Here is a 15,490-nt window from a genome sequence, read left to right as displayed (position 1 = left end):
AACTACCAACCAAAAAATCTCACCTATTCTCAGTTCGCCGTCCTCCTTTATCAATTGAGATAACACATATTTACCACATCAAAATCAAAAAGAAAATATGAAACATTGTCGGAATCTGAGCAATCAATGGCGAAAGCATCAAATTGGTCTACAAAACAATTTATATTTGTCGGGTCATCAACGTGGCACCTTAATTTCGAAGCAAACATTTTTTCTAGCACCAGTTTCTAAAAAGTGTTAAGCTATTTTGTTACAAACGAGGAGGTAGACCAATGACCAGCGTCAGATTTTTAAATGGGTTACACACCATCGGCGGCAATATTGTCGAAATCAGCACAGACACCAGCCGCATCATCACCGATTTTGGCGTGGCAGCAGACTTAACTGGTGAAACCATCGATGAATCCATCAATGCCGGTAAGTTGCCGAACTTACCAGAGTTTTTCCACAACCTGCCAGATCAATACCAACATGAAGCAATCGTCATTTCGCATTTGCACATCGATCACATGGGTGCGTTGCAATATCTCACCAAGGACGTTCCCATTTATATGAGCCCTGCGAGTTTGAAGTTATATCAGACGCTGATCGCAGCTGGCGATGAGAAGCCAGTGAACAACTTACACGCCTTAAACCCTGAACAACCGCTGACAGTGGGCGATTTAACTGTCACTGGTTATCGCTCAGATCACGACGAACCAGGCATCATGGCACTGGCGATTTCTGATGGCGACCACACTTATGTTCACTCTGGTGACGTCCGGCTCAACGGTCCCCATCGCGACCGCGTCAACCGCTGGGCGCAAGTCATGCATGAACAACATGTCAAAATGTTGTTTTTGGAAGGCACGACGTTTTCTTTTGACAGCGACACACCAGTTGAAGACAGCCAACACCCTGCCACCCCTTACACGGAAGCCACCTTGCAAACTGCATTCGGCGAAGCCTTGGACAACGCGGAACAACTGGTCGTCCTCAATCCTTATGTCCGCAACTGGGAACGCTTGGTCAGCTTCCAAACAACTGCGCATCAACACCATCGCCAAATCGCTTGGACGAAGCTTTCGCAACAAGTCATCAAGCATGTTGCCGGCATTGAACCTGATCACGTCGATGGCGACGATCTCAAAGCACACCCTGAACGCTACGTCTTAGAAAATAGTTTTGAAAACCTCAGCGATTTAGCCGACTTACCTGTCAGCGTCTATTTACATTCTAACGGTGTGCCATTAGGCGATTACGATCCTCACTTCCAAGAAATGCTCGACTTCTTGAAGCAACACCAGATCCCGATTCAATATTTATCTTGCACCGGGCATGCGACCAAAGACGACTTGATCGCACTGTGCAAAATGATTGCCCCAGAGATCGTGGTGCCATGGCACTCCTTTAAGCCGGAATTAGAAGCGGAAGCGTTAGATAAACAAACCTTGGCAATGGTTTTACAGCCTGAAAAAGATTTATTTTATTCCGTCGATGAGCCAGAAGATGCCCAAGATTAGACATTTTAGCGAAATTGTTTACAGAAAGCGTGCGACATGGCGCTTTTTTTGCTTACATTTTTTCTGAAAACGGAGTAGGGTTATAGGGTACGGTAATAACCTGTGCGAGGTATTGCTTATCGCACAACCGAATGAGGAGGCAACCATGTTAACCAAGCAGTTTTACCACCAGATGTTCGCCCACTCCTTCAACATCCCAGTCAAAGTTGAATATTGGGACCAAACGGAGCAGACATACGGCGACGGCGACCCAGAGATCACAGTCACTTTCCACGAAGAAGTCCCGCTTAAAGCGGTGATGAAGAATGCTTCGTTGGCTTTAGGTGAAGCGTATCAAAAAGGCATCATCGACGTGACGTCTAGCGTCCATCATCGCCCGCTGCAAACCCTTTTGACGGCAGCGTACGAAAGCGCCGGCTCGTTCATGAAGAACCCCGCCTTGCGTAAATTTTTACCTAAACAATCGCATTCTGAAAAAAAGTCGCAACAAGATATCCACTCCCATTATGATATCGGCAACGATTTCTACCGCTTGTGGCTCGACAAAACCATGACTTACTCCTGTGCCTACTTCGATGATTGGCATGATGATCTAGAAACCGCTCAACGTAACAAAGTCGAACATATCTTGCGCAAACTTAACCCGCAACCTGGTCGCACCTTCTTAGATATCGGCTGCGGTTGGGGTACGTTGATGTTGACGGCTGCTAAGGAATATCATTTGGATGTGGTTGGGGTCACGCTTTCTGAAGAACAGCTCAAGTTCGTTCAAAACAAGATCAACGAAATGGGCCTGCAAGATCACGCACAAGTGTTACTTTGCGACTATCGTGAAATCGATCATGAACCATTTGACTACATCACCTCTGTGGGCATGTTCGAACATGTCGGCAAAGAAAACCTCGGCTTGTACTTCAAAGATGTCGCCAAGCTCATGAAGCCTAATGGTTCAGCGTTGATCCACGGCATCACCCGTCAACAAGGCGGCGCCAACAACGCTTGGTTGAACACCTATATCTTCCCAGGTGGCTATGTCCCAGGCTTAACTGAAAACATCGACCACATCATCGCTGCTGACTTGCAGATCTCTGATTTGGAACCACTGCGTCGTCACTATCAACGTACCACGGAATTGTGGCGCAACAATTTCAACAATGTCCGCGAAGACGTGGTTAAAATGATGGGTACAGAATTCACTCGCATGTGGGATCTGTACTTACAAGCATGTTCTGCAAGTTTTGAATCAGGCAACATTGATGTCATTCAATATTTGTTAACTAAAGGGCCTTCTGGTACTGGTTTGCCACAGACTCGCGAATATATGTATGATTAAGTTTTTGAACCGCTGGTAGCGTTGCTGCTGGCGGTTTTTTGGTTGGTTTGTTATCATGTATCCGGATTCAATTCAAAGGAGAACTACTGATGGCAATTTATGATGATCCTGATTTTTTCGCAGACTATGCAAAAATGCCTCGTAGTCAACACGGCTTGGCAGGTGCTGGTGAGTGGCCTGACTTCAAACGCCTACTCCCAGATTTAACCGACAAATCCGTCCTTGATCTAGGTTGTGGCTACGGTTGGCAATGTCGCTATGCTGCGACTCATGGCGCAATGCTGGTCACTGGCATCGACAACTCAACGAAAATGCTTGAACAAGCGCGAAAAGATACCGACCCGAAGCTTCCGATCACTTACCAGCTTGGTGATCTCGCGACTTATTTTGAAGCGCCGCAAACTTATGATGTGGTGATCAGTTCATTGGCCTTGCATTACATTCAAGACCTCAACGCTGTGATGCACCATATCAGCGCCATGTTGACGTCTCAAGGTACTTTAGTCTTTTCCATCGAGCATCCCATTTTCACCGCAGAAGGCTCGCAAACTTGGCGCCAGGACGAACAGACGCAGCAAACATATTGGCCGATGGATCACTACTTTAACGAATCAGCACGCCAAACGAATTTCTTAGGCCATACCGTGACGAAATATCATCATACCTTCAGCACCATCGTTGAAGCCATCCTCAACAACGGGATGACCTTAAACAATGTCATTGAGCCTCAAGGTGAACCCACACCTGCCGGCCAGCCGCTACCGGAATGGCAACGCATCCCCCAAATGTTGTTGATCAAAGCGATCAAAGCCTAAATACAAAAACAGCATCAACGCCCTCAATCAATTCAAGGTGTTGATGCTGTTTTCATTTAATAGCGATCTTTCATCGCGCGTTGAATATCGCGTTCTTGATCTTTACGCTTCAAGCTTTCACGTTTGTCGTAATTCTTCTTCCCTTGCGCTACACCGATCAATACTTTAGCATAGCCATGTTTGAGGTACATACGCAATGGGACGATAGTCAAACCTTTTTCAGTGAGGCTGACTTCCAGTTTGCGGATCTCTTTTTTGTGTAACAGCAACTTACGGTTACGCATCGGATCAACGTTAAACTGGTTGCCTTCTGCATATGGCGTGATATGCACGTTTTCAAGCCATGCCTCACCGTTGCGGACACGCGCAAAGCCATCGCGCAAAGTGGTTTTGCCAGCGCGCACAGACTTGATTTCAGTCCCAGTTAATGCAACGCCAGCTTCATAAGTTTCGAGGATATTATAATCGTGATAGGCCTTTTTGTTTTGGGCCAACAGGTTATCTGGCTTCGGCTTCATTTTCTTGGCCATCAGCACCCCTCTTTTCTAGTGTTTGTTCCCGCCGCGTTGGCCGCCTTGACGCAATTGGTCGCCCAGCTTGTTAAAAGGCCGGCTGCCGCCACGGTTGTTGTTGTTATTGCGACCGCGATTGTTGTTACCACCGCGGTTATTGTTGTTGTTACGGTTGCCACCATTGCGATTGCCGTTGCGAGGACCGTCGCTGTGGTTTTGACCACGACTGCGAGTTTCACGCTTGACAACGATATCTGTCTTTGGTGTGTCATCAGATGGGATCAACGAGAAATCGACTTGGCGTTGTTCCACATCGACGTTATCCAAATGCACCTTGACTGGTTGGCCGATGCGATAGATCTTGTGGAAACGTTCGCCGACTAACGCCATTTGATTTTCAACAAAAGCGTAGTAGTCGTCTTTCATCCGGGAAATGTGAACCAAACCTTCAACGGTGTTTGGCAAGGCCACAAACATCCCAAAGCCTGCGACCCCTGAAACCACAGCATCGAAGTCTTCACCGACTTTATCTTCCATGAATTCAGCCTTCTTCAAGTCGTCAACGGCGCGTTCAGCGTCGATGGAGTGACGTTCACGGACAGAAGTTTGCACCGCGATGTCAGGCAACTTTGCTGACCATTTAGCTTGGTTATCTTCACCAGCGCCTTGGGTCGCATAAGAGCGGATCAAGCGGTGGACGATCAAGTCTGGATAACGGCGAATTGGCGAGGTGAAGTGACAATAGTATTCTGCCGCGATCCCGAAGTGCCCAAGTGGATCTTCAGAATAATGCGCTTGCTTCAAGCTCCGCAACATTTTGACATTGACCATCATTTCTTCTGGCGTGCCTTGAACGCTGGTGTTGACTTCTTGCAACATCTTCGGCGTCAGCTTGGCACCAGGTTTGATCGGCACCGTGATCCCAAATGTTGCTAAGAAGTCGATGAAGTCTTTGATGCGGTCGTCATCTGGGGTTTCGTGGACACGATACAAGAATGGTAAGTGCAACTTGTTGTAGTGTTCCGCAACGGTTTCGTTGGCTTCCAACATGAACGATTCGATCATCCGTTCAGACAAACCACGATCACGCAAAACGATGTCGGTTGGGTGACCATTTTCGTCGACAATGATCTTGGCTTCGTGTTCTTCAAAGTCGATGGCGCCGCGATCATGGCGCATCTTGTAAAGGATCTGATGCATTTCGCCCATTAAGTCGAGCATTGGCACCAGATCTGCGTACTTGGCACGTAATTCCGGATCATGGTCAGTGATCATCTTGTTGACGTTGTTGTAAGTCAAACGGCCGTGCGAACGGATCACAGATTGGTAAATGTCGTGGTTGACGACTTTACCTTCTGGGGTAATTTCCATATCACAAGACATGGCCAAGCGATCAACATCTGGGTTCAATGAGCAAATACCGTTAGATAAGCGGAATGGCAACATTGGGATCACGCGGTCAGTCAAGTAAGTTGACGTGCCACGATCGTATGTTTCTTTATCAAGCGGTGAACCTTCAGTGACATAATAAGACACATCGGCAATATGCACCCCTAAATGGTAGTTCCCGTTCGGTAATTTCCAAGCAACCACCGCATCGTCGAAGTCTTTAGAGTCGTCGCCATCGATAGTGACCACTGGTTGATCAGTGATGTCGCGGCGGCCGATCCGGTCTTCATCAGTGACGTGATCAGGAATGGCATTGGCTTGCGCCATGGCGTCTTCTGGATATTCGGTGTGAATGTCGTTAGCTAACACCAAAGATAAGACATCAACACCAGGATCATTTTTGTTCCCAAGGTTTTCGGAAATGATCCCTTGCATCGCTTTAGGATGATCGCGGTCTGGATATGCCGTGACTTCAACCATCAACATGTCGCCAAGTTCTGGGATCATGCCAGTGTCTTTAACAAAAATTGGGTAGTTTTTGAGTTTCTTTTCATGCGAAACCACCACGCCGATGAAGCCGGTGCGTTCTTTTTCCCCATCAGATAATGGCGAATATTCACCGACTAAGCGGGTGATCTTGCGTTCAAGCACTTTGACGACTTCAGCTTCAGAGCCGCGAGAGTCGCCAGGGCGGGCTTTGCGGGTCACGTTGATTTCAACGGTGTCCCCGTCTAAAGCAAATTTAGTGGCAGGTGGGGCGATAAAGAAGTCATTTTCTTCATCTTCAACGGCAACAAAGCCGAAACCTTTTTCGTTGCCATGGAAAATGCCTTCCAAATGGCCGGCAGGTTTGCCGCCTAATTGAAACAGCGCTTCGCCAGTGCTGTGGATCAAATCATCATTTTCTAGTCCGGTTAACGCTTGGACTAAAACTTTAAAGTCTTCAGCATCAGTCAACTTCAACGCGCGGTTGAGGCTGGCTGTGGAAAAGGCGATTTGTGGGTTACGCCGGAATGCGGCGAGTAATTCATTTCTCATGTGGCCGACTGTGGTCATGTGTGGTCCCTCGTTTTCATTGTAAATGTCCAATTCAGAGCAGCTGAATTGTCGAATTGTCTCAAAAAAAGTCTCCTACCGTTGCAGGAGACTTTTGGCTAGTGCGATGCGAGATAGACGAGCACGATGGAAAAGGCGAAAAATAATACCCCAAGTACCACCGTGACTTTTTCCATAAACGCTTCAAACCCGCGTGATTTCTGCTTGCCGAACAAATCGGTAGCGCCACCGGATAAGGCGCTTAAGGCATCTTGTTGCTTACTAGGCTGCATTAAAGTTGCGATCACGATCAAAATCGAATCAATGATCAACAACGTCGTAAATAAATTCTGCAAGATCTTCCTCCTGAACGCGCCGTGGCGCGACTGACTACTAACTTATAGATTATCACACAAAGCGCGATGTGGCTAGTCTTCCGCTGGTGAAACTGAGGCGATTTGCACCGCATCGTCGTCATGATAATGCGCTTGTCCGAACGCACTGCCGAGTTGCACGAGTTCATCAGTTTTCAACATTCCGATGGCTTGTGGCGCCAGCTTCACGCTCATGGTGATCTGACCATTAGGAAATTCAAAACTTAACACACCGACAAGTTCATCTTCTACAAGGACGGCAAAATAATCTAACCCGTTATCAGCGAAAATCTCAGTGAATTCACTGACTTGTTCGGCGTCGTTTAAGTTCGCGTTGCTGGCATCCCCAAAGTAATGCCATTTGACGTATTCCGCAGCTTGCAGGCGGTTTAAGGCTTCAATGTGCATGATGAACTCCTTCTGATTTGGTCATGTGGGCGGCTAAATGTTGAATTTTGGCGCGGATCTTGGCGCGCTGCGAGGCATCAGTCAACAAGACTAAGGTGTCGCCGGCGCGAATCACCGTATCGCCATGAGGAATAATTTGATTCTCCCCGCGGTTGATGCCGATGAGCAGCGTTTGCTTCGGCCATGAGAAGTCGCGCACTTGCAACCCTTCAAGCTTGGAGCCTGCAAACACGGGCAATTCCAGGCGATCCATACGATGGATCGATTCGATTTGCTTCGGTACCGTCATGCGGCGGAGCAACGATTCATAAATCGGGGCGCCACCTAAGACATCGACCACGATATAAGCGACTAGGGCAAGCACCGCCATCGGCATCAAATGCGTTAAGTTCCCTACCATTTCAGTGATCAATAAAATCGCCGTGAATGGCGCTTTCCCAATACCGGCAAAGTATCCTGCCATTGAGAAAATGATCAAGTTCATCACATACACTTTTGGCAACAATCCGATTTGCACCATGAACACCGCGTAAATTGCCCCAATCACCGCACCTAAACTGAGGATCGGCAAGAAGATCCCGCCAGGCAAACCTGAACCGTAAGAGATCATCGAATAAATAAACCGTGCGGCAAAAATCACCAGCAATACCGTTAAGCTCGGTACCACGCGGCCAAAACCGACGATCATACCATTCCCGCCGCCGAGAATGCTAGGCATGAACAGTCCCATGGGAATCACCAAGATAAATGGGATAATGCCTTGTAAGTAACGCGGGATATGCGTTTTAGCGTACCAACCTGGCATCGCTAGCAATACCCGCTGATACAAATATCCTAGCAACCCGAGCACGATGCCTAGTACGATCAAATGCCAATATAAACTCACTGGCATACTGCGAGTGTACACCAAGTGCAACACTGGCACTTCACCAAACACATTCAGCGACACAAAGTCTGCCCCTAAGGCACTGGCTAGCGCAGTGATCCACACCAAAGGACTGAAGTTGTGATACACTTCTTCTAAAACGAACAAAGTCCCCGCGATCGGCGCATTAAACGCTGCCGCTAACCCTGCCGCAGACCCTGATGCAATCAAAATCCGGCGATCTGCACCATGTTTTTTCAACCCTTCGGCAACCCCTTGACCGACGGCACCACCAAGTTGGATCGACGGGCCTTCGCGACCGAGAAATAAGCCTGGGCCGATACTTAAAATCCCAGCGACGAATTTCTTCCAAAGAATCGACCACCAGTGGAAATCCATTTCCCCAGCGAGCTGGCCTTCAATTTGCGGGATCCCAGAACCAGAGATATTGGGTTCGCTTTTGAGTAAGGCGGCAACGATCAAACTCAAGATGATCATCCCCACCAACACCAAACCTAACTTCATTGGTGTGGGATGGCGATAGATTGCTTGCATGAACACTAAGACGCGCTCGATGGCAAAGCGGAAAGTACTGATCACTGCCCCGGTCAATAAGCCGACCACCAAGCCTTGAAGCACGAACTTCAAGCGGGTGGTATCAATTTTTGCACGTACTGCTTCCATGTTTGCCCCCATGACACTTGTTGTTTTCATTATAGCAAAGAACGGTGGGAACAGGAAAAACTCACTTTAATTTTCATGGTTGCCAAACGTCGTATAATAGTTTTAATCAGTCGACGAAAGGAGTCATCATGCAAACCACTACCTTCTACAGCTACCACGCCCTCAGTCAGCAAGCCTTTTGGCCAGGGATCTTGCGGTACGTCATCATCGGGATCGGCATCACCTTGATCGCTGGGTACTTCATTGTGCGGCTTCGCGATCGCAACTTAACCAAATATCGCGACTTATTGATCATCATTGAATTGATCGTCTTGTTGACCATCGGCATTCAAGCTCGCGACGTTCAAGCTAACCGCAGTGCGTTGAAAAACTCCCAAGCCGTTACCACCTTGTTGACGAGCATCGCTAAAAATCAACACCTCAAAACCTCACAAGTTTACGCCAGCGACAAAAGTGTGTATTCGGGTTTGTTGATCCAACTTAACCGCAACCGCAAACAAACTTACGTGATCACAGTTGACCCCAATGGGAAAAGCTATCAACTCAACCGCACGCATTTGGTTTCTGACCATGTCACTTACATCGAGGATTAACTCATGATCTTACAAGACTTATACTTATCCACAGCCATTAAATTATTACTCGGCTTTATTGTCTTCATCGCTCAGATCCAACTGACTGGCCGCGGTAACCTCGCGCCTAACACCATTGTTGATCAACTCCAAAACTTTGTCCTTGGGGGCATTATCGGCGGTGTCATTTACAATACTGACATCACCATTTTGCAATTTCTCAATGTCATGATCATTTGGACCTTGATCGTGGTGATCAGCAAATATTTAAGCAATCATTATGCGATTTTTCGGAAATTGATCGATGGCGAACCGGTATTACTGATTCAAAATGGTCAAGTGCTGGTCGACAACGCCAGCAAAGCCGGGATCTCTGCCAACGTCTTAGCAGATAAATTGCGTTCCACCGGTGCCCCTGCGATCACCGAGATCAGTCGTGCAATTCTTGAGCGCAACGGTCAACTGACCGTGATCACCAAGGAAGACGCTGGGTTGCGGCTACCGGTGATTTTAGATGGTCGCATTGATGACGATGCGTTGAATTTGATCGATAAAGATGAATCGTGGTTACTGCAACAACTTCATGATCAAGGTTATTCACCAAAGCAAGTGTACATGGCAACTTACACTCAGAATCATTTGATCATCGCCGCCTATGATCGCCCTAATTTTAAACCTCAAGCCTAACAAAAGGCCTCACGCAACGAATGCGTGAGGCCTTTTGAATCAATTCAATTTGAAGTGTAACTCGTTTAACTCGCTCATTTGCGTGTGGTCAATAAATTGAAGCCGCTGTGAATAATCCCCTTCAGGAAATAGGCGCTTGCCATGTCCAAGCAACACCGGCGCAATTTGCACCCACATTTCTGAGAAAAGCCCAGCTTCAAGCAATGTCGCCACCAACTGACCGCCACCAACGATCCAGATCCCTGAACCCGACTGCTGTTGAAGTTTCTTCACTATCGATACAACATCACCACTGACAAATTCTGTTTCGGGCTGTGACTCACGCTCAGTATGCGTGAACACGACTTTGCGTATCCCTGGATAAAACGGCTCATCACCTAACATGCTCAGCGTGGCATCATAAGTCGCCCGCCCCATCACCAAGGTATCGATACAGGCTTCAAACTCAGGATAGGTGGACTTTCCCCCAAGATCGGTATCAAACAACCATTGTAAATCATCATGATCATCGGCTAAATACCCGTCTAACGACATTGCGCCATAAAAGTAAACCGGTCGCATCACCAAACCACTCCAATCATTTTCAAAATGATACCACAAAAAAGCCTCACGCTGCGTCCAGCGTGAGGCTTTTCCAGTTAGGCTACTAGGAATTAACCTTTGTAGTTCTTAACTTCTTTAACGTTGTAGAAGGATTGGCGACCTTTGTATTGAGCAGAAGTGCCTAATTCGTCTTCGATACGCATCAATTGGTTGTACTTGGCAATACGATCAGTACGGCTCATAGAACCAGTCTTGATTTGGCCAGCGTTAGTGGCAACAACCAAGTCAGCGATCGTGGTGTCTTCAGTTTCACCAGAACGGTGGGAAACAACGGCGGAGTAGCCGGCTTCCTTAGCCATTTCGATCGCTTCGAAAGTTTCAGTCAAAGTACCGATTTGGTTTAACTTGATGAGGATGGAGTTAGCAACGCCCATGTCGATACCCTTCTTCAGGTAGTCGGTGTTGGTAACAAACAAGTCATCGCCGACAAGTTGAACTTTGTCGCCCAACTTAGCGGTGATTTCTTGCCAGCCTTCCCAGTCGTTTTCGTCGATAGGATCTTCGATAGAAACGATTGGGTACTTAGCAACGAAGCCAGCGATCAAGTCGATGAATTCGGAAGTGCTGTAAGAAGTGTCAGGATCGGACCACTTCAAAGTGTAACGCTTAGTTTCTGGATCGTAGAATTCAGAAGAAGCAACGTCAAAGGCGATAGCAACGTCTTTACCTGGCTTGTAGCCGGCGTTAGTGATCGCTTCAACTAAGAATTCGAAAGCTTCTTCGTTGTCTTTCAAGTTAGGAGCGAAGCCACCTTCGTCACCGACGGAAGTGATGTCACCCTTAGACTTCAAGAGGGCTTGTAAAGCGTGGAAAGTTTCGGAACCCATACGGATGGCTTCGCGAACAGTCTTGGCACCAACAGGCATGATCATGAATTCTTGGAAGTCGATCGTGTTAGTGGAGTGAGCACCACCGTTGATAACGTTCATCATAGGAGTAGGAAGAACGTGACCGTTAGGACCGCCAAGGTATTCGTACAATGGCAAGCCAACTTCAGCAGCAGCGGCACGCGCAGCAGCCAAGGAAACACCAAGAATGGCGTTGGCACCGAACTTACCCTTGTTAGGAGTACCATCGGCTTCGATCATGGTCTTGTCGATGAGGCGTTGGTCAGTAACGTCTAAGCCGATAACTGCTTTAGCAAGTTCGTCGTTGACATGGCCCACAGCCTTTAAAACACCTTTGCCGCCGAAACGAGACTTGTCGCCGTCACGTAATTCAACCGCTTCGTGTTCACCAGTGGAAGCACCTGATGGTACTAAGGCACGGCCAAAGCCGCCATCTTCGGTGTATAATTCAACTTCAACAGTTGGGTTGCCACGGGAGTCTAAGACTTCGCGTGCTAAAACGTCAGTAATGATAGACATGAATTTCTCTCCTTTTAATATGGGAAAATTTTTGAATTGGGATCAATTTCGAACGTGAAACGTTTGAAATTAGTCTTGGTAGTTAGCCAAGGCAACGAAGGATTCTGGGTCCATGGAAGCACCGCCGACTAAGCCGCCGTCGATATCTTCTTTGGACATGAGTTCCTTAACGTTAGCAGGCTTAACAGAGCCACCGTATAAAATACGAACAGCGTCTGCAGTTTCTGCATCATATAACTTCTTAACTGTTGCACGGACGTGAGCCACAACTTCTTGGGCTTGGTCTGCAGTAGCAGTTTTACCAGTACCGATGGCCCAGATTGGTTCGTAAGCAATGACAGACTTCTTAACGTCATCAGCAGACAAGCCAACTAAAGCACCAGCAACTTGGTAAGCGATCCAGTCGTTCGTTTGGCCGGCTTCGCGTTGTTCCAAAGATTCGCCACAGCAAATGATTGGAAGTAAGCCGTTGGCAAGAATTGCCTTAGCTTTTTTGTTGATATCTTCGTCGGTTTCGTGGAAGTAGCCGCGACGTTCGGAGTGGCCGATGACAACATAGTCAAGACCCATTTCCTTCAATGCTTTAGGGCTAGTTTCGCCGGTGAAGGCACCTTCGTTTTCGAAGTAGCTGTTTTCAGCCGCAGTCTTCAAAGGTGTGCCTTCAGCGCCAGCAACCAAAGTGGTCAAATCAATTGCAGGTGCTGCAATGATGGTTTCAACTTTGTCAGATGCTGGTAACTTGCCTTTAACGCCGTCCAAGAATTCTGCAGTTTCCTTAGGATTCTTGTTCATTTTCCAGTTGCCGGCCATGATAGGTGTACGCATGTGTAAATCTCCTTTTGAGTGATCAGTTCACAATTTTCTCAATCAAACGCCAGCCGCTAGCAGGCTTTTGTTAAATTGGAAAAATTACTTGTTGGTGATAGCAGCGATACCAGGTAATTCCTTACCTTCGAGGTATTCAAGAGAAGCGCCACCGCCAGTGGAGATGTGGGTGATCTTAGGTGCGATGCCAAGTTGCTTAGCAGCAGCAGTGGAATCACCACCGCCGATGATCGTAGTGGCATCAGTCAAGTCGCCGAGGGCTTCGCCGACTTCAAGGGTACCCTTAGCATAGTTAGGCATTTCGAACACACCCATAGGGCCGTTCCAAACCACCGTCTTAGCAGTCTTCAAAACGTCTTTGAATTCTGCAACAGACTTAGGGCCGATATCCAATGCCATGTAGCCATCAGGAATGTCACCTTCAACAACCTTATGAGGGGCGTCGTTAGAGAATTCAGTGGCAACCACGTTATCAACAGGCAGAACTAACTTGTCGCCAGCTTCTGCGATGATTTGCTTAGCTAAGTCGATCTTGTCAGTTTCAACTAAGGACTTACCAATGGACAAGCCTTTAGCAGCGTAGAAGGTATAAGTCATACCACCACCGACAAGGATCTTGTCAGCTTTTTCGATCAAGTTGGAGATCACGCCGATCTTGTCAGAAACCTTCGCGCCACCTAAGATAGCAACGAATGGGTGCTTAGGGTTTTCAACTGCATCGCCTAAGAACTTGATTTCCTTTTCCATCAAGAAGCCTGCAGCTGCTTGTGGCATGTTGGAAGAAATCCCAACGTTGGAAGCATGGGAACGGTGCGCAGTACCAAAGGCATCGTTGACATATAAGTCGCCAAGGGAAGCCCAGTACTTGCCAAGTTCAGGATCGTTCTTGGATTCTTTCTTACCGTCAAGATCTTCGAAACGAGTGTTTTCAACAACTAAAACGTCGCCGTCTTTCATGTTGTTGATCGCATCTTCAAGTTCTTTACCGCGAGTAGCTGGTACAAAAGTAACCGGCTTCTTGAGTAATTCGCTTAAACGTTCTGCAACTGGACGCAAGGACAATTCCTTCTTGTCTTCTTCGGTCTTAACGCGGCCCAAGTGAGAGAACAAGATTGCCTTACCGTTGTTGTCGATGATGTATTGGATCGTAGGCAAAGCAGCCACGATACGGTTGTCATCGCCGATAACACCATTTTTGATCGGCACGTTGAAGTCGACACGAACGAGAACTTTTTTGTCCTTGACGTCCAAGTCGGAAACGATTAATTTCGCCATTGAATAAAACCCTCCTAATATTGGATGTATCTTATTACAACACCATTCAGCATTTTTTCCACGATGCTTAGATGATCAAATCATGAAGATGGTGTGATCATCTAAACACCGCGGTTAAAATGCCGCGGTGCCTATTCAAGCAAAAAGGGCGGAGGGAGAATTCCCTCCGCCCTCTTCAAAGCGCATGAAGCCTACTTAGTAATCAGAGATTACAGAGTAGCAAACTTCAGCAAGGTACGGATCATTTGGCAAGTGAAGCCATATTCGTTGTCGTACCAAGCAACGGTCTTAACCAATTGGTAGTCACCTGCAGTGGTAACTTCAGTTTGGGTAGGATCGAAGACAGAACCAAAGGTAGTGCCGATGATGTCAGAGGAAACAACTTGGTCAGCGTTGTAACCGAATGAAGGGTTATCAACAGTGTGCTTCTTGATTGCTTCGTTAACTTGGTCAGCAGTGACGTTCTTAGTCTTCAAGATGGAAACTAATTCAGTCAAAGAACCGTCGACAACAGAGACACGTTGGGCGTGGCCTTGTAATTTGCCGTTCAATTCTGGGATAACGATACCGATAGCCTTAGCGGCACCAGTGCTATGAGGAATAGTGTTCACAGCAGCGGAACGAGCAGCACGGAGGTTACCACCGCGTACAGGGCCATCCAAAAGCATTTGAGTGGAAGTGTAAGCATGAACCGTAGTCATAGTACCAACTTCGATACCGAATTCTTGGTTCAAGAAGTAAGCCATAGGTGCAAGGCAGTTAGTGGTGCAAGAACCAGCGGAAACGATCTTGTCGTCAGCAGTTAAGTCGTTGTCGTTAACGTTGTAGACGATAGTACGGATCTTACCAGCAGGTGCAGAGATCAATACACGTTCTGCGCCGGCATCCAAGTGAGCTTGGGCCTTTTCAGCAGAAGTGTAGAAACCAGTACATTCGAGGACGTATTGAACGCCGTCGTTCTTAACCCACGGAATGTTTTGAGCTTGTGGTTCAGCATAGACGCGGTATTCCTTACCGTTAACAACGATACCGTTGTCGGTCGCGGAAACTTCGCCCGGGAAAGTGCCATGAGTGGAGTCGTACTTCAACAGATGAGCCAACATTGCTGGGCTGGTCAAGTCGTTGATCGCAACAACTTCGATGTCGTCACTTTGAGTGCCTAATTCGAAGATGCGACGGAATGCCAAACGACCGATGCGGCCGAAACCATTGATACCAATTTTAACAGTCATGCTAAAATTTCC

General features: G+C 47.5%; 15 protein-coding genes. 5 read left to right on the top strand and 10 right to left on the bottom strand.

What is annotated here, in order from left to right:
- Positions 1-272 precede the first annotated feature (272 nt).
- The 3 genes from EKM92_RS08345 (at position 273) to EKM92_RS08335 (ending at position 3,650) form a co-directional block, all read left to right on the top strand.
- Positions 273-1,502 carry an MBL fold metallo-hydrolase gene (locus tag EKM92_RS08345; protein WP_125709765.1) on the top strand — a complete coding sequence of 410 codons (1,230 nt, stop codon included), beginning with the start codon at positions 273-275 and terminating at the stop codon, positions 1,500-1,502.
- A 145-nt stretch (positions 1,503-1,647) separates the two neighbouring features.
- Entirely contained in the window at positions 1,648-2,835 is a 1,188-nt protein-coding gene (locus EKM92_RS08340) for an SAM-dependent methyltransferase (RefSeq protein WP_125709763.1), read from the top strand.
- Between the two features lie 89 nt (positions 2,836-2,924).
- The gene (locus EKM92_RS08335; protein ID WP_191988951.1) at positions 2,925-3,650 is read left to right on the top strand and encodes a class I SAM-dependent methyltransferase; all 726 of its coding nucleotides are present in this window, start codon (positions 2,925-2,927) and stop codon (positions 3,648-3,650) included.
- A 56-nt stretch (positions 3,651-3,706) separates the two neighbouring features.
- On the opposite strand, the gene smpB is transcribed toward EKM92_RS08335, so the two are convergent.
- The 5 genes from smpB to EKM92_RS08310 form a co-directional block, all read right to left on the bottom strand.
- Positions 3,707-4,180: an SsrA-binding protein SmpB gene (gene smpB, locus EKM92_RS08330; RefSeq protein ID WP_125709761.1), complete on the bottom strand. Its 474-nt coding sequence runs from the start codon at positions 4,178-4,180 to the stop codon at positions 3,707-3,709.
- 15 nt (positions 4,181-4,195) lie between these two features.
- The gene (rnr, locus tag EKM92_RS08325; protein WP_125709759.1) at positions 4,196-6,607 is read right to left on the bottom strand and encodes a ribonuclease R; all 2,412 of its coding nucleotides are present in this window, start codon (positions 6,605-6,607) and stop codon (positions 4,196-4,198) included.
- A 98-nt stretch (positions 6,608-6,705) separates the two neighbouring features.
- Positions 6,706-6,942: a preprotein translocase subunit SecG gene (gene secG, locus EKM92_RS08320; protein ID WP_125709757.1), complete on the bottom strand. Its 237-nt coding sequence runs from the start codon at positions 6,940-6,942 to the stop codon at positions 6,706-6,708.
- 72 nt (positions 6,943-7,014) lie between these two features.
- Positions 7,015-7,368 carry a hypothetical protein gene (locus EKM92_RS08315; RefSeq protein WP_125709755.1) on the bottom strand — a complete coding sequence of 118 codons (354 nt, stop codon included), beginning with the start codon at positions 7,366-7,368 and terminating at the stop codon, positions 7,015-7,017.
- The gene (locus tag EKM92_RS08310; protein WP_125709753.1) at positions 7,358-8,917 is read right to left on the bottom strand and encodes a ClC family H(+)/Cl(-) exchange transporter; all 1,560 of its coding nucleotides are present in this window, start codon (positions 8,915-8,917) and stop codon (positions 7,358-7,360) included. The genes EKM92_RS08315 and EKM92_RS08310 overlap by 11 nt, the downstream gene beginning before the upstream one ends.
- A gap of 128 nt (positions 8,918-9,045) precedes the next feature.
- Here EKM92_RS08310 and EKM92_RS08305 point away from each other — a divergent pair, with 128 nt between their 5' ends.
- Positions 9,046-9,510: a DUF3290 family protein gene (locus tag EKM92_RS08305; RefSeq protein ID WP_125709751.1), complete on the top strand. Its 465-nt coding sequence runs from the start codon at positions 9,046-9,048 to the stop codon at positions 9,508-9,510.
- Positions 9,511-9,513: 3 nt separating this feature from the next.
- Positions 9,514-10,176: a DUF421 domain-containing protein gene (locus EKM92_RS08300; RefSeq protein ID WP_125709749.1), complete on the top strand. Its 663-nt coding sequence runs from the start codon at positions 9,514-9,516 to the stop codon at positions 10,174-10,176.
- Positions 10,177-10,215: 39 nt separating this feature from the next.
- Here EKM92_RS08300 and EKM92_RS08295 read toward each other — a convergent pair whose 3' ends face one another.
- The 5 genes from EKM92_RS08295 to gap form a co-directional block, all read right to left on the bottom strand.
- Positions 10,216-10,776, bottom strand: a complete 561-nt coding sequence (locus EKM92_RS08295) for a dihydrofolate reductase family protein (RefSeq protein ID WP_420812572.1) — start codon at positions 10,774-10,776, stop codon at positions 10,216-10,218.
- Positions 10,777-10,829: 53 nt separating this feature from the next.
- Positions 10,830-12,146, bottom strand: coding sequence for a phosphopyruvate hydratase (eno, locus tag EKM92_RS08290; RefSeq protein WP_054715364.1), 1,317 nt, complete (start codon positions 12,144-12,146; stop codon positions 10,830-10,832).
- Between the two features lie 69 nt (positions 12,147-12,215).
- Positions 12,216-12,971, bottom strand: coding sequence for a triose-phosphate isomerase (tpiA, locus tag EKM92_RS08285; protein ID WP_056964829.1), 756 nt, complete (start codon positions 12,969-12,971; stop codon positions 12,216-12,218).
- Positions 12,972-13,055: 84 nt separating this feature from the next.
- Entirely contained in the window at positions 13,056-14,246 is a 1,191-nt protein-coding gene (locus EKM92_RS08280) for a phosphoglycerate kinase (RefSeq protein WP_125709747.1), read from the bottom strand.
- Between the two features lie 209 nt (positions 14,247-14,455).
- Positions 14,456-15,478 carry a type I glyceraldehyde-3-phosphate dehydrogenase gene (gap, locus tag EKM92_RS08275; RefSeq protein WP_056964825.1) on the bottom strand — a complete coding sequence of 341 codons (1,023 nt, stop codon included), beginning with the start codon at positions 15,476-15,478 and terminating at the stop codon, positions 14,456-14,458.
- Positions 15,479-15,490 lie beyond the last annotated feature (12 nt).

Source organism: Lacticaseibacillus porcinae (genome assembly GCF_003946305.1).
GTDB classification, from domain to species: Bacteria; Bacillota; Bacilli; order Lactobacillales; family Lactobacillaceae; genus Lacticaseibacillus; species Lacticaseibacillus porcinae.
This window is presented reverse-complemented; position numbering and strand designations above follow the sequence as displayed.